14 protein-coding genes and 1 pseudogene are annotated in these 23,302 nt (G+C 45.7%); 12 read left to right on the top strand and 3 right to left on the bottom strand.

From position 1 onward, the window contains the following. Window positions 1–59: 59 nt before the first annotated feature. From Q1A48_RS04720 to Q1A48_RS04705, 4 genes are all read left to right on the top strand, one after another. On the top strand, window positions 60–1,184 hold the full coding sequence (locus Q1A48_RS04720; protein WP_299941899.1) for a histidine kinase: 1,125 nt from the start codon (window positions 60–62) through the stop codon (window positions 1,182–1,184). Continuing rightward, window positions 1,181–1,957 carry a LytTR family DNA-binding domain-containing protein gene (locus Q1A48_RS04715; protein ID WP_299941896.1) on the top strand — a complete coding sequence of 259 codons (777 nt, stop codon included), beginning with the start codon at window positions 1,181–1,183 and terminating at the stop codon, window positions 1,955–1,957. The genes Q1A48_RS04720 and Q1A48_RS04715 overlap by 4 nt, the downstream gene beginning before the upstream one ends. 1,126 nt (window positions 1,958–3,083) lie before the next feature. Continuing rightward, entirely contained in the window at window positions 3,084–4,697 is a 1,614-nt protein-coding gene (locus tag Q1A48_RS04710; protein WP_299941893.1) for an FAD-dependent oxidoreductase, read from the top strand. A 62-nt stretch (window positions 4,698–4,759) separates the two neighbouring features. After that, entirely contained in the window at window positions 4,760–6,418 is a 1,659-nt protein-coding gene (locus Q1A48_RS04705) for an acetolactate synthase large subunit (protein ID WP_299941888.1), read from the top strand. Window positions 6,419–6,983: 565 nt separating this feature from the next. Here Q1A48_RS04705 and Q1A48_RS04700 read toward each other — a convergent pair. Both Q1A48_RS04700 and Q1A48_RS04695 read right to left on the bottom strand, forming a co-directional pair. After that, window positions 6,984–8,003, bottom strand: a complete 1,020-nt coding sequence (locus tag Q1A48_RS04700) for a lyase (protein ID WP_299941885.1) — start codon at window positions 8,001–8,003, stop codon at window positions 6,984–6,986. Between the two features lie 4 nt (window positions 8,004–8,007). After that, window positions 8,008–8,274: a hypothetical protein gene (locus Q1A48_RS04695; protein WP_299941882.1), complete on the bottom strand. Its 267-nt coding sequence runs from the start codon at window positions 8,272–8,274 to the stop codon at window positions 8,008–8,010. On the opposite strand from Q1A48_RS04695, the gene Q1A48_RS04690 reads away from it, so the two are divergent. The 4 genes from Q1A48_RS04690 to Q1A48_RS04675 all read left to right on the top strand — a co-directional run bounded on the left by Q1A48_RS04690 (window position 8,273) and on the right by Q1A48_RS04675 (window position 18,222). Beyond that, complete coding sequence (locus tag Q1A48_RS04690; RefSeq protein WP_299941880.1) at window positions 8,273–9,010, top strand: hypothetical protein; 738 nt, start codon at window positions 8,273–8,275, stop codon at window positions 9,008–9,010. The two genes, Q1A48_RS04695 and Q1A48_RS04690, sit on opposite strands and share 2 nt — an antisense overlap. Next, the gene (locus tag Q1A48_RS04685) at window positions 8,967–9,455 is read left to right on the top strand and encodes a hypothetical protein (protein WP_299941877.1); all 489 of its coding nucleotides are present in this window, start codon (window positions 8,967–8,969) and stop codon (window positions 9,453–9,455) included. Before Q1A48_RS04690 ends, Q1A48_RS04685 begins: the two co-directional genes overlap by 44 nt. Before the next feature lie 2,009 nt (window positions 9,456–11,464). Beyond that, window positions 11,465–17,785: an RHS repeat-associated core domain-containing protein gene (locus Q1A48_RS04680; RefSeq protein ID WP_299941874.1), complete on the top strand. Its 6,321-nt coding sequence runs from the start codon at window positions 11,465–11,467 to the stop codon at window positions 17,783–17,785. Further along, window positions 17,782–18,222, top strand: a complete 441-nt coding sequence (locus Q1A48_RS04675) for a hypothetical protein (protein ID WP_299941871.1) — start codon at window positions 17,782–17,784, stop codon at window positions 18,220–18,222. The genes Q1A48_RS04680 and Q1A48_RS04675 overlap by 4 nt, the downstream gene beginning before the upstream one ends. Before the next feature lie 142 nt (window positions 18,223–18,364). On the opposite strand, the pseudogene Q1A48_RS04670 reads toward Q1A48_RS04675, so the two are convergent. Continuing rightward, window positions 18,365–18,999: pseudogene (locus Q1A48_RS04670) on the bottom strand (integrase core domain-containing protein). 306 nt (window positions 19,000–19,305) lie between these two features. Here Q1A48_RS04670 and Q1A48_RS04665 point away from each other — a divergent pair. From Q1A48_RS04665 to Q1A48_RS04650, 4 genes are all read left to right on the top strand, one after another. Beyond that, window positions 19,306–19,902 carry a DUF2807 domain-containing protein gene (locus Q1A48_RS04665; RefSeq protein ID WP_299941868.1) on the top strand — a complete coding sequence of 199 codons (597 nt, stop codon included), beginning with the start codon at window positions 19,306–19,308 and terminating at the stop codon, window positions 19,900–19,902. A gap of 74 nt (window positions 19,903–19,976) precedes the next feature. After that, a complete protein-coding gene (locus Q1A48_RS04660; protein ID WP_299941865.1) occupies window positions 19,977–21,257 on the top strand; it encodes an amidohydrolase family protein in 1,281 nt (426 codons plus the stop codon). A gap of 80 nt (window positions 21,258–21,337) precedes the next feature. Continuing rightward, the gene (locus Q1A48_RS04655; protein WP_299941862.1) at window positions 21,338–22,486 is read left to right on the top strand and encodes a sensor histidine kinase; all 1,149 of its coding nucleotides are present in this window, start codon (window positions 21,338–21,340) and stop codon (window positions 22,484–22,486) included. Between the two features lie 5 nt (window positions 22,487–22,491). Beyond that, window positions 22,492–23,094, top strand: a complete 603-nt coding sequence (locus Q1A48_RS04650; protein WP_299941859.1) for a response regulator transcription factor — start codon at window positions 22,492–22,494, stop codon at window positions 23,092–23,094. The last annotated feature ends 208 nt before the right edge of the window (window positions 23,095–23,302 follow it).

Raw genomic sequence — 23,302 nt, 5'->3', positions numbered from 1 at the left:
TCTGTCTATAGGCTTATAACAGTGTACCTTTAGCTAATATAGGAAAGGAAAGACATTAGGTGAGCGAAACAGCAAAAAACTATAGACAACTTATGGTCATTCTGCTTTGTCTTGCGATAGGTCTTGGTTGTTATGTCGCGCTTTCCCAGCTATCGGGAATTTTCACGATTCACAACTACCAACCCAATCCAGTGGGGCAATTCACGTATTTAATGATAAAAGTGTGGTTGCCCTGGGCAATACTATCCCCCCTGGTATTGTATTTTGCTAAACGCTACCCCATTACGCCGGAAAATTGGTTGCCAATGGTAGGTGTGCATTTCTTTATATTGATGATTTTATCATTATTGCAAACCTTTGTGATCAGTTATCATTATCACTTTTTCGAAACCATGAGTGAATCAATGGTGGGGTATCAACCGTGGCAACATATAGGCCATTTTTTGTTTGGTGATAACCTGTTTCTTTTTCATTTTATTATTTATACTTTATTTGTAGCAAGCCAGAACTTAAGTAATTTTTATAACTTTGCCGAAGAAAAAGAACTGGAAAGTGAAACCTTGAAAAGGCAATTGGTGGAATCAAAATTGCTTGCTTTGCGCATGCAAATTAACCCCCATTTCTTGTTTAATACATTAAATATCATATCGGTGCTGGTGCTTAAGGAAAAAAAACAACAAGCTGCCACATTGCTTGAAAAATTAAGTGCATTTTTCCGTCAGACACTAGAAGAGTCTGAAGCGCAATGGGTGCCGTTAAAATCTGAAATAGAGATTCTAGATCAATATCTATTTATTGAAAGAGCACGTTTTGGGGAAAGATTAAAAATAATAATGGATATAGATGACAATGTCCTGGCTATTTCTGTTCCGTCAATGATCCTGCAACCCCTGGTAGAAAATGCCATCAGCCATGGCCTGGGCGAAAAAACTGGGCCCGGTACGCTCACCTTGAGGTGTAAAATGGCCGGGGGGTATCTGTTGATACAGGTTATTGACGATGGTGTAGGCTGTGATTTTACAGGTAAGGATTACAATCCCGGTATTGGCATAGAAAATGTGCGGCAAAGGTTGATTCAATTATATGATAACGATCATTTATTTACCCTTAACGGAGAGTTTGGAAGAGGCGTAACGGTTACGATTAAATTGCCAATTAAACAATCGAATGAGCATCAACGATGACTATCAAAATCCTTATTGTTGATGACGAACCTTTGGCTCGTGATGGTGTGAAATTTCATCTTGAATCTCAGGTCGATATAGAAATTATAGGGGAGTGTCCGAATGCAGAGAAGGCGATAGACTTTATTCAAGACCACAAACCTGATCTGGTCTTTCTGGATATTAAGATGCCTGGGAAAACCGGCTTTGACGTTATTCAGGAAGTGGGTACAGATAACATGCCACTGGTTATATTTATGACCGCTTATGATCAATATGCCATTGAAGCATTTCAGGTTAATGCATTGGATTACCTGTTAAAGCCAATAAATCCAACATTATTTTATGAAAGTTTGAACCGGGCACGCACTGAGATTAAGAAAAAGCAGATCTCCCAATATTCTCAACAGCTTACTGATCTCCTGCAAGGATTAAATACAGAACCTGGTGGTATTGATACCCAGAACCCCGAGCGAATTGTTGTGCGCTCCCACGGCCATGTCTATTTTGTCCGCCCGCAAGACATTCAATGGGTGGAGGCGAAAGGAGATTATGTAACTGTACATACTCACAACCGCACACATTTACTTCGTGAAACCATGCGGAATATGGAAAAACGCCTAGAAGGTGCTGGCTTTCAGCGTATTCATCGCTCATTAATTGTCAAGGTAGACCTCATCATTGAGCTTGTTAGTATGGATTCTGGTGACTATGAAGTAGTGATTGAAGGCGGTACAAAACTTAAACTCAGCCGTTCTTATCGTGACAGCTTATTTGCACATTTGAATTCGTAACAATTTGTATTTTACAGAGGTTGGCGTAAACAGGCGTTGAGTCCACCTCGAATACAGCTCCTTGCTGTAATAATATTCACTTAGCGCGGCTTCAACGACAACTGAAAGCTGTATTTCCGTCAACCAATCTACGCCCTGTTTCCCATTACCCGGCAGGAAATATTTTTTTCAGGTTGTGAGCCACAACACTGAGAGTAAGTTTGGGGGCAGGTGGACAAACAAGGAATGTGAGATTTCTCTTCGTCCATCCTCATAAGTTGGTCGTATATTTTTTCCGATATTTCAGTAGGTATTACAAAACTGTATGGTCATATATTGAAGAATCCTGTGTGGCTAAACTGCGGTGCGAAATCCAGATACATAACCGCTTTGTACACTCTACCTGTGTCGCTGGGATGTATTGAGTGTGCTATGGTCCAATCCGTTCACTTGATAATATTTCCCTGAAACGCTAGTATCACTGGCTAATGGCAGTGAGCACTTAAAATATAAAATGCTTAAAGCCACAAAAATAGCTACCTACCCAATAATAAAACTGACGGGGGTAATAGACCGTCTGCTGGTGCTGCTTTTGAATGGCACAAGGTATTGGCGGTCAAGGTACACAACAACAAGATTGGAAATTTTAACCTTGCTCTCCAGAAGCTTCAAAACCTTTGCCGTTTCCGGCGAAGAAAACCCGATAATAGGCAGTGATCACCCTGGACAGGGTTTTCCAGACGTTTTCAACCCCCGCTGAACAGCAAGATTCTCCCGTTCTCAATTAAAGAGCGGAGGGCAGCGTAGCTTACATTGCCTATAGGTCTCCGTATGAGAGAATTGAATTAAAGTGTCAAAATGCCAGAGCCGTCAATAAGAGATAAGCTACCGAGGGGCTGGTTATGGGAATGTGACAAACAACCCCGGCATAGTGCAGTCAAAGCCGGCAGGGCTGTCCATCTCTGCGGTTGGATAGAGGCGTATATCCGGCATAGCCTAGGTTGTTGCCTGGCAAAGTTCACTAATGGTGTAGCGCCGGCTTTATCTACCGTGGCTTGTAAAGTCAATTTTCTGGTCTGCTAAGTCAATCAGTCTCTGTTTATAACGTTATATGGTCTACAGCAAGAAAATAATAGGGAAAAGTACCATGCCAAAACCTGTTTGCTCTGATATTTTGGTTGCCGGAGGGGGGCTTGCAGGGATTATCACTGCACTAGAGGCGTTAAGGGCAGGCAAAACTGTCACCATAGTCGATAGGGATACCCCACAGCGGTTTGGCGGGCTGGCACTGTGGGCCTTTGGCGGTATGGCACTGATCGGCACAGCGCTGCAACGGCGTATGAAAATTCCTGACTCTGCAGAGCTGGCCCTGCAGGACTGGCTACGCTTTGGCGAGCTGGACCCCCTAGATGAATGGCCCATGCAGTGGGCCCGCTATTATGTGGAGCACTCGCAAGCTGAAGTGTACGACTGGCTTATCCGTGAAGGCATGAAATTTCTGCCATCGGTCAACTGGGTGGAACGGGGCCGCTTTGGCGACGGCAATAGTGTCCCTCGCTATCACATCATTTGGGGGACTTCACGAGAACTGGTTCGATGCATGGTGCGCGCGCTGCATGATGCCAGTTCCGGAGGCAGACTGACGATTCATCATAACCACCGGATCACCGGGCTGGATCAGCAGGCGGGAAAAGTGCATGGGGCGGTCGCGGTGAATGAGAGCACCGGCAGGGAAAAACGCTTTGAAGCACCGATTGTAGTGTTGGCCATGGGGGGGTTAAATAGCGGACACGATGAGTGTCGGGCCAATTGGCCGGTTGAGCGGCCGCAACCCACCGCTATGCTGAATGGTGCTCACCCTTTGTCTGATGGCAAGCTGCATCGCTGGACAAAAGACAATCTGGGAGCCTGTATTACTCACGCCGGAGAAATGTGGAATTACGCCGCCGGTTTTCCACACCCATTCCCTCACTTCCCCGGCCATGGTCTTTCCTCCATCCCCTGTAAGTCGGCTCTGTGGCTGAATCATCGCGGTGAGCGTATCGGTCCAGAACCCCTGGTTACCGGATTCGATACCCATTGGTTATGCCAGCAAGTTGCCGCCCAGGAGAAACCTTGGACCTGGCATCTACTCAATAGACGCATTGCACTGAAGGAGTTCGCCATTTCCGGTGCAGAGCATAATGCCAGAATCCGGGATAAGCAGTTCCCACTACTTCTAAAAGAAGTGCTATTGGGCAACACACCGCTAGTGGATCAGATGCAGAACGAGAGCAATCACTTTCTTGTGGACAACACCCTGCAAGGGCTGGCAAAAAAAATGAACGCACTGACCTGTTCACAGCATGTTGACCCGGCAGAACTCAAAGCCACTGCTGATGCTTTTGATGCCAATTTCAGCAAAGGTGACCAGCTAAACAACGACCCGCAAATCCGCCTGATCCGCCATGCCCGCCAATGGGGGCCAGATCGGTTACGTACGTGTAAGCCAGCGCCATTACAAAAAGCCGGTGCCGGGCCATTTATTGCTATCCATACACAACTGACTACTCGTAAGAGCCTGGGTGGATTGCAGACCGACCTGCAAAGCCGGGTGTTGGATGCCAACGGCCAGTCCATTTCCGGTCTTTATTGCGTTGGCGAGGCCGCCGGGTTCGGCGGTGGTGGGTGCAACGGTAAACGCTCACTGGAAGGCACTTTCCTGCCCGGCTGCATCATGACGGCCAAGGCAGCAGCCAGGTCGATCAATAGGGGTAATTGACCAACGGCACAATAAAAAACCAAAACAAAAAATAGAACAAGAATAGGATCAGGAGAGACAGTATGCCCAATGGCGCCCAAGCTTTGATGAAAACCCTGGTGGATGCCGGGATTGAAGTGTGTTTTAGCAATCCCGGCACCAGTGAAATGCATTTTGTTGCAGCTTTGGATGGCGAGCCCAAGATGCGGGCGGTTCTCGCGCTGTTTGAAGGTGTGGCCACTGGAGCTGCCGACGGTTACGCGCGCATGGCAGACAAGCCCGCTGCCACCCTGTTGCACCTGGGTTGCGGCCTGGGTAATGGCTTGGCCAATCTGCACAACGCCCGCAAAGGAAAATCCCCGATTGTGAACATTGTGGGTGACCACGCCACTTATCATGTCAAGTACGATGCCCAGTTGCAGTCAGATATTGAAACAGTAGCCTATAATGTGTCGCCCAACTTTGTCCGTACTTCAACGAGCACTGAATCCCTGTGCCGGGATGCTGCTGATGCCATCACCGCCGCTCGGGGTTTACCCGGTCAGGTGGCCACCCTGATCCTGCCTGCGAATGTCTCCTGGGGAGAAGGGGGCCAGCCCTTTGTGGTGCCACCCCAGGCGAAAGCGCCGATAGCGGACAATGCGGCCATTGATGCTGTGGCTGAAGCAATACGCAGCAGCAGGAAAACGGCCCTGCTGCTTGGCGGTCGCGCCCTGCGGGAACCAGGGCTGCTGGCTGCTGCCCGCATTGCCGCCCACAGTGGTGTAGTTGTTTTTGCCGAAACCTTTCCCACCCGTATAGAGCGCGGTGCCGGCCTGCCCGCGGTGGAGCGTATAGCCTATCTGGCGGAACTCGCCTCTTTGCAATTGTCCGAATTCGACAATTTGATTTTGGTGGACGCCAAAGCCCCGGTATCTTTTTTTGCTTACCCGGACAAGCAGAGTTATTTGGTACCGGATGGCTGTACCGTTCACACTCTGAGTACGTCTGGGCAAGACGCCGCAGCCAGCCTGAATAAACTCGCAGATACCCTGGGTGCGGGGAGTACGCAACCAGTGCTGCAACCCGCCGGCAGGCCCGGCAGGCCCAAGGGCAAACTGACCGCTGAAAAAGTTTGCCGGGCTGTAGGTGAGTTGATGCCAGAAAATAGTATCGTTGTGGACGAATCCATCACCTCGGGTTTGTTACTCAATGCCATGACCGCCGGAGCACCAAGGCACGATATGATTACCCTCACCGGCGGCGCTATTGGTCAGGGATTGCCCAGCGCTGTAGGAGCCGCCGTAGCCTGCCCGAATAGGCCGGTACTGGCCCTGATTGGCGATGGTACCGCCATGTACACCAACCAGGCTTTATGGACCATGGCGCGGGAAAAGCTGAACGTGACCACCATTATCTTCAACAACGCCTCCTATTCGGTTTTGAATATTGAACTGGAGCGCGTAGGGGCGGATGAAGCCGGGGAGAAAGCCAAATCCCAGCTCGATATCAGTGATCCGGTCACCAACTATGCGCTATTGGCTCAGAGCATGGGCGTGCATAGCACACGTGTGAAAACGTCAGAAGCGCTGTTAAAGGCCCTGGAATATGCGCTTGAAATGCCAGGCCCACACCTGATCGAAGCTGTGGTACCAGAGTCATTAAACGGCGTGAAACGCAAGGTACTGCCCTGGTTATTGAAAACCCTTCCGAATATCCCAAGGCCGTTAAGTAAAGCTTTAAAGAAAAAAATCGCACCCTGAGTCCCTTTAACCAGGAACTCAGGGGATTGTGCAACCTAACAGGCTGTTGAAATTCGAAGAAGTTCGACGCCTGGTACCGAAATATGGATATTTCGGCAAAATCGGCGAAGCCTAAGTCGTTAATTTTGGAAGAAAAGTGAAAATCACATGTTTCGCTTTTCGTGTGTTGAAAAAGGCAGGATGCCTTTTTCAACAACCTGCTAAGGGGTAACAAGGGTGCGCTGATCGCGCAGGCCAGAATTAATGGGGGGCGTTGGTATCCTCATTTTCTTCCGGTTGTCAGCCAACCCGCCCTTACAGGCTCATACTAACAAGGCGGAAGGGAAGAATACCCTTATCTCGGGACCGTATGAGGCATGGACGCCGATTACGAGCGTACAGGGAGGTATTCACAGCGTGTCCCGAGAGGAGGGTATTCTTTGCTTCCGACCCGGTAGTATGTTTCTCCGAGGGGCCGCAAATCAAGCATGTCAGTGCTGGATTTGTCGTGGAGGGTTTGCGGACTTGCGCCGCAAGCCCGGGTTGAGAAAGGCCACAGAAGGTTTTTCAACACACTGCTAGAGAGTCACTTCTTGGGTATCCCCTGATCCAAATACCCGGTATCCACCCCAAACCAAAAGCTTCCATCCCTGTTATCAAAATACATATGCCGGATATTTCCACCACTGGGTACTGTGGTCTCGCTGATAAATTTCTCCGACCCTGTATCAAAAGCCAGGATGGTATTCGGAATTTTTCCGGTATTCGCCACCCAAATCCGCCCCTTGCTATCCAGTGCCATGCCATAGGGACGTGGGTTCTCGCCGGGAAATTTCCACTCCCTAAACGCTTTTGTGTCTGGTACATAGCGGCCTAGGTAACCTCCCGGATAATCCACATACCAGATATGGCCATATGGATCGATTTCCAATCGTCGTGGGCGGGCATTGGTGCGGGGGAGAGTGATTTCGGTGACGGTCATGCTTTTTGGATCCACCCAGGCCAGTTTATTAGTGCCAAACAGCGCTACCCAGGGACGATCCTGTGGGTCTATTTTGATACCGTAGGGGCGCGCCTTGGCAGTTTGTGGTGTAACAACCCGGACTTCCCTATTACTAACATTCAGAAGACCAATGCGATTGCTCTGCTGGGCAGTGAACCAGATATTGCCTTCCCGATTAAAGACCAGTGTGTGGGGGTCATCGACACCCTTGGGCATCGGGTATTGGCGGATTTTACCGGTTTCCGGGTCCAGGCGCCCGATATGCGCGTTGCGATTACCGGCGTACCAAACCTGGTCCTGTTTATCCACAATCAGGTTGTGCGGGTGGGTACCTTCAGGTACCTCATACTGCTTGAATGCTCCGCCTGTGGGCGTAAACCGGCCGATATAGTTGCCCGCCTGCCCACAAAACCAGACTTGTCCTTTGTTATCACCATAAGGGTCTCTTGGCAGCCCTTTCCACGGTACCTTCCATTCCTTCAGCGTTAGCTGGCTTGGCAGACCGGTTTCTTGCGCTAGCGTATGAAATGACGTCAAAATCAAGAGCACAATATAAAGAATGGCTTGTCGCACCAGGCCAAAGTGCTTTTTGCTAGTGAGCATTTACTTACTCCAGAAGCTTTTTATTGATGATTGATCCGCCAAGGGTGATTCGATACTGACTGCCCGCAGATAAATAACGCCGGTGTATATGGTGGCTGTTGAAGACAGCATAGGCGAAGACGTGGCAGTTTTTTCTAAACAAACCTTGTGGCCGCACCGCTGGCAGTGATGCAACACCGCTTTCATCCTGCTCTCTGGCTACTGTATCGCTCAATGAACCCCTTGTCGTTAACAATCTATATTGCCCCATCCGCTGTTGGAGTTCACCCATGCTACAAACCCTTCGTCGACCGGAAGCGCTCCTGCTGATGCTCGCGGTTTCCATGCCGTTCTCATTTTCAGTTTGGAACACGCTACTCAATAATTTTGTGATCGAGAAGGTTGCGTTTACCGGTGCAGATATTGGGCTTTTGCAAAGTGTGCGGGGGATTCCCGGTTTTCTTGCCTTCCTGGTGGTCTTTGTTTTGTTCTGGATTCGGGAGCAGCGTTTGGCGCTGCTGTCTTTAATAGCGACCGGTGTTGGGGTAATGCTGACGGGTTTTTACCCTTCCCTGGCTGGGCTGTTGCTCACCACACTGTTAATGTCCACGGGCTTTCATGTTTACGAAACCTTGCAGGCATCACTGGCCTTGCAGTGGTTTCCCAAACAGACCTCAGCCATTTGGATGGGGCGTATGGCTGCGGCCGGATCATTTGCAGCACTGATGGCCTATGGATTGGTTTGGGGGCTGATGAACCTGGCCGATTTGGGTTACACTTGGCTTTATATGATCGGTGATGGCACAACGGTGGCAATAGCCCTGATGGCTTGGCTGCTCTTCCCGCAGTTTCCCCAACCTCACAACCAGCGCAAACAGCTGGTACTGCGTAAGCGCTATTGGCTTTACTATGTCTTGACCATGATGAGCGGTGCGCGGCGGCAGATCTTTATCGTCTTTGCCGGCTTCCTGATGGTGGAAAAATTTGGCTACAGCGTGGGGGCAAATTGCCGGGCTCTATACGGTTAACCATCTGCTCAATTTATATATAGCACCAAAAATTGGCCAGCTTCTTGTGCGCTTTGGAGAGCGCCGCATCCTCACCTTGGAGTATGTGGGTTTAATACAGGTCTTTGCCGGCTACGCGCTGGTAGAGAGCGCAATGCTGGCAGCGACACTCTATATCATTGATCACCTGTTTTTCTCCATGACAATTGCTATTAAGACATACTTTCAGAAGATTGTTGATGAACGCGATATTGCCGCATCTGCCGGGGTCAGCTTTACCATTAATCATATTGCCGCTGTTGTCATTCCAGTGCTGTTTGGCTTGCTCTGGCTCAGTTCTCCATCCGTGGTATTTTTCGCCGGTGCATTAATGGCATTGGTTTATCGGGGATTGGCTCAACTGGTGCCTGGAGAGCCTGGGCCGGGAAATGAAGCGCGAGTACGGCACAGAGTGCCCGTCGCTTAACTTGTAGTGGTTTCGTGGCATTGGCACTGATAAAGGGTGATTTCAGCGAGTGGGCTTATGGAGAATACACGAGGACAGGAGGGCTTGCTCCATGGGTCCCACCCAGATTACCCACAGATAGTGGAAATGCTCCCAATCAAAACGACAAAAACCACTTTGTAAATTCTTAAGTGATGCAGAGTGGAAAATATGGGGAGAGTTACACTCCCAGTGGCACCCAGCGTTGCCACAGGATAAGCTAGCTTTTACTGATTTAGAGTGACCGTTATCTCCAAAGTGGCTAACCGGAAGTGACGATAAAAGCAGTGATAAGATCTATGGCGAGAATTTGCGAAAAGCGATCATGATACAGCCAATACAGTTGTTACATCAAAGCCTCTGCAGACCCTGTGCGAGGGAAGATTCCCTGATGCCGTCCGGGTCCATTTTTTTGGCCTTAAGCTCGAAGATCGCCAGCTCTCCTGTCATCTTGAAAATTGTTTGAGATCCATACCGGTTTTTGCTTTCATTGGCGGTGCAATGCCCTTGCAGTTGTTTGTCAGCTTGCAACAAATTGCATCAATGGCTACAACACGGGAATCCTGAAGGCCGCCTCAAGCGAAGTGCTTGACAGGTCAGATGTGCCACCAATCAGGAACCTACGCATAGGGCGGAGGGAAAGATATCCTGCTCTCGGGACCGTATGTGGCATGGATGCCGATTACGAGCGTACAGGGAGGTATTCACAGCGTGCCCAGAGAGGAGGGTATTCTTTGTTTTCGGCCCGGTAATTATATCCTCAGCGCATAGAGTGGAGCTTTTCCGGCTTTGCATTTTGATCTTTTGTACCAGCTTTACTTTATGTGGTACGAAAGTTCTCCTAATCGGTCATATCTTTTAATTCAACAATAGAGAGTGCATGCACTCAATCTGTGATATCGCTCCTGAATATCGAAAAAATTGGATTACATCACAAATAGAAGCTTGGATTTTATCAGCGGATGAGTATTCTAGTGAAAGTCACTTTGTAGTGGTGTCCGCAGGTATAATTTACTGATTCATACCGCACTGGGTAACGTAAATGGAGCTGGAGTACCAATAGCCTGCTACGATAATTTTTGCCCACTATGGCCGGTTACCTAAAAGTGATGGGGAATTACACAAAGTTGATTTTCAAAAAAATAGTTTAGGATAGGTGTTCTTTTGTCAAGAATTAACTAAATTTTTCGTAGAAATGAGAGAAGCTGGGAGTTAAATAATTCTCTACTTTGAAATGAGCCCGTATTTATTAAAAGCAGGGATCTCTTTTTTGAATGCTTGGAAGTACTTTCATGAGTCATAATTTAAAAAGTCCAAAGGGTTGCGAAAATAGGTTTTTATCCTTGAGGCTTTCGTTGTGTTGTCTAATGTTTTTGCTGAAAAATCCCCGCTGTATTTTATTATAAGTGACTTTGGGGGTGTAAGAAAAATTCCGCGATAAAACAAGTGGCCAAAACGTAATTACTGCTTGCCGCCACCCTTTTAATTCTACGCATCAGACGGCGGTACCACCAAATATTCATTCAGCTTGGCTGTAGTTTTTTAATGCTTCTTACTTAAAGTGGGCAAAAAGAGTGAAGGTAAATAATTCAATTTTTTAGAAAATATTATGAGTCTGTAACCTGATATTTTTTTGTGCCTGCCATTCTATCAAAAGGGGTTGTCAGCAACACTATTTTCCATGCATATTATAAGGAAAAATTCTACCAAATATAAATAGTTTGATTCTGGTTGGGCGTGGCTTTTGGAATACCTTGATTCTTATGGGGGGTGACCAGTTTGGGTATGATTTATTGTCCGCTATAAAGCCAAACAATGATAATAAGTGGGTGTTATTTAGCTTGCGTTACCTGCGCCAATAGTGGGATTTTATTTATGAAAATAAACCTAATGCGCTTTTATAAATAGATATGGAGGTGTTTGCAGCACAAAGAAAATAACAACCAAAAATGTAATAACAAATTATTATTTTAATTATATTGGATCAACTAATGTTTACAAGATTTACAATTGCAGTTTTTCTCTTTATGTTGTCTGTTGCTAGCTTTGCGCTACCTAAGCCACCCGATAATGACTGTACGGGTAGGGCGCCTCTGGTTACCAATGTAAGTTTGCCGAGCTCGGACACGGACGGTAACTATGATTTAAAGTTTTATATTAATCCGGCTTGGTTTACACACTGTAGCGAAGTTGTTACAGAAGTGAGTAAGGATGGTGGCGCTTATACGGTATATAGCCACTATGTCAAGTCGGGAGAAAGTATCCTTAATGTTAAGAATATGGATTCCGGTATTTATAAATACCGGATCAAACACTATTACGTTGGTGACATTAATGGTTCCAACTGGGTGTACACCGATGAAATTAAGGTAATCAGGAAGCCCAACACGTCCGGCAGTGTCAGTTTTTCCAATAATGAAGGCGGTACCGACAGAAACGGTGTATTTACTTTACAGTGGGGCGCTCCACAAACACCGCCGAAAATTAGGGGGTATCATGTGGATCAGTGTTTAACCTCTTGCGATAGCAGTGGTAGCTGGAGTCGTATCTATTCATCATCGAGCACTGGGACAAAATCCATTAGAGTTCCCTCATCAGGAAAAATAAGTAATGGTAAATACCGCTACCGCGTACGTGCTTATGTCAAAGTGGGTAATACTGTAAAGGGAGGCTCCTGGAAATACAGTACATACCTTACAGTTAATCGCAAACCTGACGCGGTAACAAATTTTACCCAGCCAAGCGGCGGTACACAGACGGGTAATTTCCAGGTGGCTTGGAGTGCGCCCACAGGTGCCTTTGATCCAATCACGCAGTATCAGATACAGTGCAGTAAAGATGGCGGCGGCTTTACCTTCAATAACTGCGGCGACGATAATACCGGCACAACAACCACCTTGACGGTTAATTTACCATCAGGCACGGCTGGGACCTATCAATTTCGAGCGCGCGCATACAATACCGCCGGCTGGGGGCCCTGGACACCTTCTGCGAATTATAAAGCAGTCTCCGTGAATATCCCACTTCCTAAACCTACCGGTGTATCCATTACTACGCCGGAATCCAGCGATTTTGGTGACTACGATATCAGCTGGAATGCATCCGGTAGTGTAACTGCTTACCAGTTACAAAGGGAATGTAAAACCGGTACAGAAACTTGTGGCGCAGATGGTTGGCAAACTGTGCAACTCAACAATGCCACTGCAAAAATCTATGAGGCGCGTGGGCAGATCGCCGATAAATACCGCTATCGGGTAAAAGCCTGCAATGGTAATCAATGTACGGGATGGCAAACCAGCAGCTGGGTAAAAGTGCATAATCTCGATGGTATCGAGCCTGCGGTAGTGCTTACTAGTGGTGGCACGCCTGGACAAATGGCTTACTCGACCAATGTCACCAGAACTGGCGATGCGATCATTAATATTCCTGTAGAAGTGGCCCCTGGGGTCAATGATCTTACGCCTTCGGTCAGTATAAACTATTCGGGTGCACGCTTTAGGCAACGCAAAAATGAATCTTTGCCAGAAGATTATCTAGGCTATGGTTGGCGTATTGGTGGCTTTGGTGCTATTCGCCGCTGCGTGGTTGGCAGACCCAATGCCGATAAAATACTGTTGAGCAACTCGGACTCTATTTGCCTTAATGGTGAACCGCTTGTTGTGGTATCCGGCAGCAAATGGAATGCAGGCAGCAAATATCGCACACAAAAAGATAGTTTTCATCTTGTGACGTTGAAAAATGAAAACGGCAGGAAATGGTTTGAGGTACAAACCCCTGATGGTAAGGTGCAGGAGTATGGCAGAACCGGTGACAGCCGTTTAAAAGTTGGATTGTCTACGCATTTTGGCTGGACACTCAATAAAGTTACCGATGCATTCGGTAATACCATCAACTATACATACCACCGCGATACAGTGGAGGGTATTAACTACCCGCTGGAAATAAATTATGGTAACGACTCTGATGCTCAGATTTTGTTTGAATACGGCACGCGTAGTGATGCTCCGCCCCAACCGCTGGATTCTGGTGATATACAGCAAGAGCAACTGGTTTTGCTGCACCATATCAAAGTGCTCTATAATAACAAGCTAGTCAGAAAATATAAATTAATCTCCGAAGATGAAGGAGAGATAGAAGATTACCGGCGTTTAAAGTATGTCCAAAAGTGTGCCTTCGACGCAAACGGCAATAATGAATTATGCTTAAATCCTATGGCGTTTGATTGGGTTGTACCTGACAACGCCAATCCTATCGACTTTAATACCGGCGTTTCTGGAGTTACCGATACTTTGGGGAAAAGTACGCGCTTTTATCATACGATGATTGCGGATAATTCCGATGATGGCTTGTTTTCTGAAAGGCCTTTTGGTCAAGGTACAACGCCGGTCAATGGCACCCCCCTGGCTGCTGTAGATGGAAAATACCGCTCGGTGGTTTCCGAGGTTTGGCGCTCTAACGGTAATGTTAACGGCTGGCATAAAACCAGCTATGCATACCAGGGTAATGGATTTGTCAGCAACAACCGGCGCGGATTTTTGGGCTATCATGCACAAAGAGTCCATGACTTGAGTTCTAATATTGTTATTTACAGGCAATTCCGTCTGGATTATCCCTATACGGGTCGTATTGCCAGGGAGGTACAATATGCCGGTGTCTACCCTGGCAGTAACGAATTGCTGGCAAAGCGTCAACTCAGGTATGGTAATTTAGACCTTTCAGCGGGCTTGAACTCTACCAAATACATTTATGTTAAGCAGAGTCTGGAGTGGGTTATTGAAAACGGGCAGACGCTTGGTTATAACTATTACATCCACCAGCCCCAAAAAGCCGATTATGGTGATCATGGGGAGCTTGTAGAAAACATGGTAAAAACCGGCCGCTTTGCGCTTTACGCAAATGTCTCATCTGATCAGGATTTTTGGGGCGATGTCAAACCCGTTTCCATAACTGGTATCAAGCGCAGTAAAGAGACCATCACAACCTATAATAACAGGTCATCTGATTGGCTAATTAGTTTTAAGGCCGCAGAACAGGTTAGCTACTTTAATGGGCCCTTAAGCCGACCGGCTGATATAGTGCAAAGTGTCGTCTATACGCCTTACGGCGATACAAACAAAGTGGGTACGGTTACGCGCTTTCCGGATGACGTAAACTATGAGCTGACAACGGAGTACGGTTATGATACAAGCGGTAACATAATATCGGAAACCGTGACCGGTGCCGGTATTGCAGAGCGTACATCAACGGTCAACAACTATGTTGATAAGCGTTACCCAACTACCATTGCTAACGCACTGGGCCAAGCTATGTCGCTAGACTATGACAAGCGCTTTGGTTTGGTGAAATCCATTCATTTTAATAACCGGACCACCACAATTCACTATGATAATTTTGGGCGGGAGAAAAAACGGATCAATGCCGATGGTGTAGGCTTTAGTACCACACGGGAATTTTGCTATGCGGGTAGCTGCCCGGTATATGGTGACCAGCTTACCGCTTACCAGATCACCACGGATTCACCCATAACACCAAGCAGTACGCGTTATTACGATGTCCTGGGGCGTATGGTCCAGCAGGATACCCAGGCCTTTAACGGTGTGGATACAACCAGGCAGGAATATAATTATGATTCCCTGGGCAGGATGTATTTAGAAACCGCGCCCTATTTTGTCGGTGACGAGAAGCCGCTGACTACTTATCAATTCGATATCAGAAATCGAATTACCCAAATTGACCGCCCCGATGGTTCCCAGGTTCGCACCACCTACGCACCGACCAGTGGTGCCGGGCAATATATGGTTACGGTCGAGGAAGATGTTTTAAATGGTTCTGGTGATTTTCAGGAGACACAGGTAAAAACCACCACCTTTAATTTCCTTGGTGACCTGCTGCTGACGGTGGATGCCGTGGGCACTTCCGAGCGGGTAGCCACCAAGTACACCTACAACGGTGCGGGCCAATTAGCTTCTGTGTTAGTCAATAATGACGCTTCGACAGAAACCCTGTTTGACTATGATTCAGCCGGCTATCAAAATGCAATGACCACCCCGGATACGGGCTTGATTACCAGTGCCTATAATGCACTGGGGCAGCTGGTAAGTCAGACCGACAACAGTGGTCAGTCTGTCAATAGCAGTTATGACAAGCTGGGCCGCCTGCGCTTTAAGGAAGACGGCCAGGGCGTTGCGGAATGGATCTATGACCCCACAAATGGTATAGGACTGCTGGGGAGCCGTACTTATACCAGCGGCGGTAGCCAGGTATACCAGGAGGTCAACAGCTATGACACGGACGCAAAGCTGGTAAATACCCATACGCGCTTACAGGCAGGCAGTCTTGTGCGCAATTACCAACAGGACTACAGCTACGATAGCCGGGGCCGCATGGCTTCTGTAACCGATCCTTCAGGCTCGGTTGTACATTACCAGTACAATGGCCGGGGATACCTCCATCAGCTTACCGACGGCGCCAGCGTACTCAAGGCCTTCGACAGTGTAAACGCGCTAGGACAGGCCGGGGAAGAGCATTATGGCAATGGCATTGTGACAACCAGGGTGTATAACCCTGACAGTGGCAGGCTGGAAAGTATCGTATCCACAGGTGCCCAGGAGATACAAAACAACACCTACCACTGGCGCAGCAATGGCACCCTGGAGAGCCGTATAGCGAATGGTGCAGGGTCAACCACCAAGCGGGAGACATTTGGTTATGATGGATTAAACCGGCTGCAGACGGCGCAAACCTGGTTGAATAATACCAGTCAACGCACTTTGACCACGCTTTTCGACAGACTTGGCAATATCCAGAGTAAAACCAGTAGCATTGCCAGTGATACTGCTGTAACAGACTACCAGTACGGGCAAGCTGCCAACGCGGGAGCACATGCGGTAAGCTCGGCTACAATCAATGGCATCAGCTACACCTTCCGGTATAACCAAAATGGGGCAATTGTGCGCTATGACGCGGCAACCGGGGATGATAAATGGATCAGCTGGAATGCCAGGGGGCTACCTACAGAAATTGTAGTAGGCGACAGCCAGACCACACAAACCCCCACGGCCCGCGACCGCTTCAGCTATGGCCCGGGCGGCCAGCGATTCTATCGCGAAAGCAGCTACTGGGATGAGGGCCAGCAACAGCTGGTAACCGATAAAACCTTTATTGTTGGTCCCTTTGAGGATTTCCTGCCGGGCAATGATCCGGAGTACAAGCGGATACAGAAAACCCGGATTGGCGATACGATTATCCTGGTGACTGCCACCGATCACGCCGGGCTTTCCATCAATACGGTGGAATATCTGCATCGCGATCACTTGGGGTCTGTGGAGAAAATCACCGATGCCGAAGGCAGCCTGTTGTTAGGTACATTGGAAACCTTTGCGTATGACCCCTACGGCAGCCGCAGAAGTGGCGATTGGTCGGGAGATATTAGCGAAAGTGAGTTTGAAGAGCTTTTAGCGGCTCAAGGCCTTAGCACCAATCGCGGTTTTACCAACCATGAGCAGCTGGACCGTACCGGTCTGATCCATATGAACGGGCGTATCTATGACCCCATTCTTGGCCGTTTCTTAAGCCCTGACCCGATTGTGCAGGCGCCAACCCATAGCCAAAGCTGGAACCGTTACAGCTATGTCATGAATAACCCTCTCAGTTTGACAGACCCTAGCGGTTTTGTATGGATGGAAGAGGTTACCGTAACCGGATATTATCATGAGCCTGACTTTTCCTGGCTATGGTCAAGTTCACTGTTCGGCGGTGGCTACGATAACTGGGATAGCTTCAATGGCGGTTGGGGTGGAGGTAGTATTTCTGCACCAATCAGCCAGAAAAGTCAGGATGACAAGGATGCAAAGAAAGAAGCTGAAGAACAGCAGGAGGAAATCGTTGTAACCGCTAGTTGTGCTGATCAAAGGGCGGCCGGTAATCCCTGTGCACAAGACGGGAATGGTAGCACGATACTAATTAATGGAGAAGAAGTTGAAATGGTTTGGGGTATTGGTCCGCCCTTAAGCCCAAGCGCACTCAGAGCGCTGTTTTCCAAACAATTTTGGAAAAAAATTTTTGGGAAGAAAGAAGTTGAGCTTTCTCCTCAGCAGCAAAAAGCAATTCGTTCTCTTGAAAAGCAAATAGCTAGGCATGAACAAAAGCTCAGAGAGTTTAGGGATAACCCTACAGTTCGGCCCGGAATGGAGAGCTTACCAAAAGATGTAATACAGAGGCAGCAGTTGCGACGTATTCAACATCTGGAAACTGAAATTAATACATTCAAGAATAATATACAGAAAATATTGCAAGGAAGGATAAACTCATGATGTTCACAAGCTCAAATGATCGTAAGGTCGTTGTTTTGGATTTGTATCAAGCGAAACTGAATGTTGAGGAAGATAAGTTTACTGTTGTTTTATTAACGGCATGGTCAGAAAGCGGTGCGCAAGAAATTTTGTATAGCGGCCTGATTGAAAAATTGTTGTCTGATGGAGTGGCTAATTTTGTTTGTGTGGGAAAATTCTCAGAATATTTGCACGACGAAATTGATGAATTAATTTATCATTTCGATGAGAAACATGGTACGGAGTTAGTGACTAAGGTAGTTACAACCTTCCATGAGGGTGAGGCGCTCGAAGATTCAGTTAATTACTTTATTTATGGGTCTGAGATTCATGATAGAGGTGATGAAAAGCTTCTTGCTGTGTTAAATCTAAATCACTCTGAAGATTCGAAGGTGGTTTCCGTTCTAAAGTCTGCTTAATGTTGATTGATCGGACGTAGAGTGAAATATTGATACGATATTCCGCCTCCCATTATCAATTGGCGAAGTAAGTTAAAGTGTAGTAGTTCAGACTTGATCTGACAGTTACCGGTTTTTCTGACGGTGGTCTGTCAGGTCAGGTTCAGTTCACGAACTTTTCCATCCAGATCTTTTTGCCATCTTCAAGCGTTTGTACAGGCGTACGGCCACAGCACTTCTTGCCTTGGTGGGTTCGTTCATTATTGTAATAATTGAGCCATACGTCTAGATCCATCTGCAGATCCTCCAGCGAGCCATAAATCTTGCGTCGTAGTGACGGCTGACAAAACTCCTGCAGAATAGTCTTGTGAAATCGCTCACAGATACTATTCGTTTGTGGATGCCGGGCTTTCGTCTTCGTATGTTCAATCTCATTCACACTTAGATACAGCTGGTAATCTTGCTGCTCCAGCTTGCCGCAGTACTCGGTGCCACGATCAGTCAGGTACGCAGCACAGGTAGCTCATGCGAAGCGTAGAATGGCAGCACACGGTCATTCAGAAGGTCTGCTGCAGTGATTGGCGTCTTTGTTGTATACAGCTTGCAGTGTGTCACTTTTGCGTAGGTGTCAACGTAGGTCTGCTGGTATACACGTCCAACACCTTTGAATGTCCCAACGTAGAAGGTGTCTCGCGATACGCCGAGCATCTTGCAGGCTTTGGAGATATTGCCGAGTTCTTCCGCCAGATTGAGCAGACCGGTCTTGTGTTTAATGATGCGATCGTTAGTATGAATCATGGGGTTTATCCTTGGTTTTGGCTTCAGGTTTTGTCACCTTCATCAAAACCGGTAAACCCCTTCTTTTCAAGGAGATGTGTCAGATTTGGTCTGAACTAATGCATAAAATAAACTTCATTATCATGCTTCAATTAGGCACTTTCCTCTGGATAATAATGATATTTGGTTAAACTATAAAACCGGCGCAGATTGTCCTCATTCACTACAATATGACATTTGTCATTTTAACTCATGACAAAGCTCTCTAACGCTTACACTTTATATCGGGCAAACTAATCTCACTGCCCATTAACTATAAAACCAGCCATGAAATATATTATCAAATCAATCGTATTAGCTTTAGCGCTTATACAAACCGTTTGTTCTGTATTTGCATCTCAAACTGAATTCCGAGAAGTGGGAAAGTTTACCGCATTAGAAATATCAGGACTTGCTGAAGTTATTATCACTCAAGCAAGTAACCAAAAACTAGAAGTTAAAGTATCAGGCATGCCAATAACAGATGTCATTACCAAAATTGAAAATGAGACGTTATTCATTACCACTAAAGGCTCACATCGCGGGGAATCTGTGCAGGTTTTTGTTCATTATCATCAGCTTAATAGTATCAGTACCTCAGGCTCTGTTGAATTAACCGGGACTAATACCTTAAACACCCAGCAAATGCTCGTAACCACCAATGGCGCTGGTGATATCAAAGATCTAGCTATCAAGGCTGATAAATTAATAGTGATAATTAATGGTGCAGGCAACGCCAACTTAGATGTTGAAGTTGAAAGTATAGTGATGGAAATGAATGATGCTGGTGATTTAAGCATTCAAGGAGTTGCCAAGCAGCAACATATTGTTTCAAACGGCTCTCACGGTACTTTATCCAATGCTAATTTAGTTTATTCAAAATAAATTTAACCGATATAATAACCGTAATTTAAATAACCATAAGTTACAGAATTATCCAATTTTTAGTGATTATTATTATGAAAAAATTCTTTATCTATTTCACCTTACTGATCATATTTATCAGCGCTATTTTTATGATTGCCTATCAAAAAGATTTATATGTTTGGCAAAATCCACAGCAAAGTATGTGGATTGCCAATGGACAGTTATTTGATGGTACCAGTGAAAAAGCGGTAAAAAATCCAGGGATTTTAGTTGAAAACGGAAAAATTTCTTGTATTGGTGGTGCTTGTAAAATACCAAAAAGCGCTATCCACATTGATGCAACGGGCAAAGGTATTATACCAGGGCTAATTGACTTACATGGTCATATATTAAGTGCAAAAGCAGAAGGGAATAGACAAGGTATACCAGCTATGTTCTGGGACCAACTACGTTTTTTACCAAGTGTTCGACAAGAATTAATCGCCGCTGGAATTACCAGTTATCGAACTCTTGGCGATGTTATGCCAGCAATTTTCAAACTTAAAGAAGAACTTAGCGAGCAAAATATTGCAGGACCTAGGCTGTTCATTGCTGGACCAATATTTACCATTAAAGACGGACATCCAAGCCAAAACAAAAGAATTTCAAGCTGGGTACTTGAAAATATGACAGTACAGTCTGATGATCCTGTTTATGTAAAACAGCAAATTGCAGCATTAGCCAAAAAAGGCATAGATGGTGTCAAAGTTGTCTACCAGAGCCATACCGATGAGCAAGGCGTCGTTGTCATGCCGCGTATATCCAATGAAACTTTGCAAGCTATAACCAGTGAAGCACGTAAACATGGGCTTTGGGTCGCTGTACATACTGGCACACCTGAAGAAACTGAAGAAGCCATTGCTGCTGGTATTACGACCATTGAACATGGCATACGCCACGGTAACCTTATTGAAACAACAACCATGCAAAAAATAGTGGAAAATAATATCGTCTATGTACCAACATTGGGGAGAGAGCCACAAGGACATTTAAATATTGCCGCTTTAAATCACGCAGGTATAACGTTTGGTGTCGGTACAGATTCCCCCGTCGAAATGAAAAATGGAAATAGCTACCGCAAAGAGCTATCTCGCATGGTTAATGCTGGTCTTCCTGATGTTAAAGCCCTGATTGCAGCAACAAAAAATGGTTCTGAGGCTTTGGGTAAATCTGACGAATTGGGTACGATAGAAGTTGGAAAATTTGCAGATATATTATTAGTAGATGGTCAGCCTTGGCAAGATATCACTGAACTTAAAAATATTGAAATGGTTATATTATCTGGTCGCATAGCACTAGATAAATTAACCGCTGTTTCAGTGATAGCACAATAACTACAAATAAATTGGCTGTACCGAAACCCTAACTTGATATACTGCAGTCTTTTAACGTTAAACAAACCATCAGGAATCGCATGAATTTATTGCTTAAAATACATCATTTCTTAATTCCGAAAGGTCAAGATATAGGTTATTCAGTATATAGCAATTTACTTGTCTTAAGTTTATTCTTTGGTAATTTGTATTTGAGTCCTGTGCATGGTGTTGAATTGGCGATTGTTGTTTCTGGATTCTTTACCTTTTTAGTGTTGTATTTTCGAGCATTTTCAGTTCAGGAGAATGAATTACCTTTTTATATTGCTGCTATTTTCTTAATTGGTATTGGTTTGTCGGAAATTACTTTTGGAGCAAATGTTTTTTTCGTATATGCTGCTGCGTTTAGCGGAGAATTTTATCATAAGAGAAAAGCATTTTTATCGCTTTTACTTGTATTGGCATTCACCGCCTTGTATGCAGTTATAGCCGACAAGTCGAGTTATTTTTGGATACCTGCAATTTTTATGTCAATAACCTTAGGTTTGCTAAATATTCATCATTCTGAGGTTTTGAAAAAAAATAAAGCATTAAAACAATCACAGCAAGAGGCCAAACAATTAGCTAAAATTGCAGAGCGAGAACGTATTAGTCGAGACTTACATGACTTATTAGGTCATAGCTTATCAGTCATCACTCTAAAGTCTGAACTGTCCAGTAAAATGATTGATAAAGGAATATCGTTGGAAAAAATAAAAACTGAAATCAAATCCGTTGAAGAATTATCCAGAAAGACGTTAGCGCAAGTTAGAGATGCTGTAAAAGGTTATAATGTCGCAACAATTAACGGGGAGTTACTACAAATTAAAGTTGCCACACAAGCAGCTAAAATAGAATTAATCGTCAATATCGAAGTTGAATCTTTACCGATAAAATTTGAATCTGAATTAGCATTAATTATCCGCGAAGCGATAACGAATGTTATTCGTCATGCTGAAACAGAAAAAGTCTGGATCGACTTAAAACAAGTGGCAACTCACTTAACTTTGACAATAAGCGACCAAGGACAAATCATTACCAAGAATGAGCAATCGGGTATGCAAAATATGCGCACACGTATTGATCAACTAGGTGGTAAAATGGCGGTAAAAAACACTCCTAATACCCAACTTATCTTTACGTTAACACTTCCCGAGCAAAGCAAAACTAGCGATGTAAAAACAACCTTGATGAATGTTACTAATGGATAAAATTAATGATTAAAATACTCATCGCTGAAGATCAATCTATGGTACTTGGCGCTTTATCTGCGTTACTTGATATGGAAGAAGACTTTGAAGTCGTAGAACAAGCGGAAAATGGCAAGGATGCGCTAGTGAGATCTCAGCAACATTCGATCGATATCATCTTGACTGATATCGAAATGCCTAGCATGACTGGGATAGAATTAGCTCAGGAATTACAGTTGATTAATCACCCTGCCAAAGTGATGATTTTAACGACATTCGTGCGTGGCGGTTACCTTCGTCGAGCAATGGATGCAGGGGTAAGGGGCTACCTGCTCAAAGATGCCCCTTCTGATTCACTAGCCGATGCCGTAAGAAAAATTCATGCTGGAAAAGTCATTGTTGCCCCTGAGTTAGTGACAGAAGCTTGGGCCGCCGATGATCCGCTGAGCGACAACGAGCGTAAAGTATTACGCTTTTCATTAGAGGGGAATTCAACCAAAGAAATTGCTGATTTAATATATTTGTCTGCTGGAACTGTCCGAAATTATTTATCCCAAGCGACCTCAAAATTAGGTGCTAAAAATAGAATTGAAGCGGCTCGTATTGCCAAACAGAAAGGTTGGTTATGATCTTTATGTCAATTAATTGAAAGATTTATTTGAGGTAATAAATTCTTGAAAGAAGTTAAACAATATTGCTAGTCTAAGTAAGAGAAGAATATAATATTTCGCTATAATTCAACTGGTCAGGGTTGGTGTTAAGTGTTCAGGGGTATAAATTGGGGTATCCCACTTTATGAGTTCTATTTTTCAACTAATTATCAGTTGTTTACTCTAG

The organism is uncultured Microbulbifer sp. (genome assembly GCF_947489355.1).
Taxonomy (GTDB): domain Bacteria; phylum Pseudomonadota; class Gammaproteobacteria; order Pseudomonadales; family Cellvibrionaceae; genus Microbulbifer.
Note: the sequence above shows the minus strand (reverse complement) of the source record. Positions and strands in the feature narration are given on the sequence as shown.

What these genes read in the sequence shown, in the direction of transcription:
- Q1A48_RS04715 (WP_299941896.1), top strand. Translation starts at nt 1,181, where the DNA reads ATGACTATCAAAATCCTTATTGTTGATGACGAACCTTTGGCTCGTGAT.
- Q1A48_RS04710 (WP_299941893.1), top strand. Translation starts at nt 3,084, where the DNA reads ATGCCAAAACCTGTTTGCTCTGATATTTTGGTTGCCGGAGGGGGGCTT.
- Q1A48_RS04705 (WP_299941888.1), top strand. Translation starts at nt 4,760, where the DNA reads ATGCCCAATGGCGCCCAAGCTTTGATGAAAACCCTGGTGGATGCCGGG.
- Q1A48_RS04700 (WP_299941885.1), bottom strand. Translation starts at nt 8,003, where the DNA reads ATGCTCACTAGCAAAAAGCACTTTGGCCTGGTGCGACAAGCCATTCTT.
- Q1A48_RS04690 (WP_299941880.1), top strand. Translation starts at nt 8,273, where the DNA reads ATGCTACAAACCCTTCGTCGACCGGAAGCGCTCCTGCTGATGCTCGCG.
- Q1A48_RS04695 (WP_299941882.1), bottom strand. Translation starts at nt 8,274, where the DNA reads ATGGGTGAACTCCAACAGCGGATGGGGCAATATAGATTGTTAACGACA.
- Q1A48_RS04680 (WP_299941874.1), top strand. Translation starts at nt 11,465, where the DNA reads ATGTTTACAAGATTTACAATTGCAGTTTTTCTCTTTATGTTGTCTGTT.
- Q1A48_RS04675 (WP_299941871.1), top strand. Translation starts at nt 17,782, where the DNA reads ATGATGTTCACAAGCTCAAATGATCGTAAGGTCGTTGTTTTGGATTTG.
- Q1A48_RS04665 (WP_299941868.1), top strand. Translation starts at nt 19,306, where the DNA reads ATGAAATATATTATCAAATCAATCGTATTAGCTTTAGCGCTTATACAA.
- Q1A48_RS04660 (WP_299941865.1), top strand. Translation starts at nt 19,977, where the DNA reads ATGAAAAAATTCTTTATCTATTTCACCTTACTGATCATATTTATCAGC.
- Q1A48_RS04655 (WP_299941862.1), top strand. Translation starts at nt 21,338, where the DNA reads ATGAATTTATTGCTTAAAATACATCATTTCTTAATTCCGAAAGGTCAA.
- Q1A48_RS04650 (WP_299941859.1), top strand. Translation starts at nt 22,492, where the DNA reads ATGATTAAAATACTCATCGCTGAAGATCAATCTATGGTACTTGGCGCT.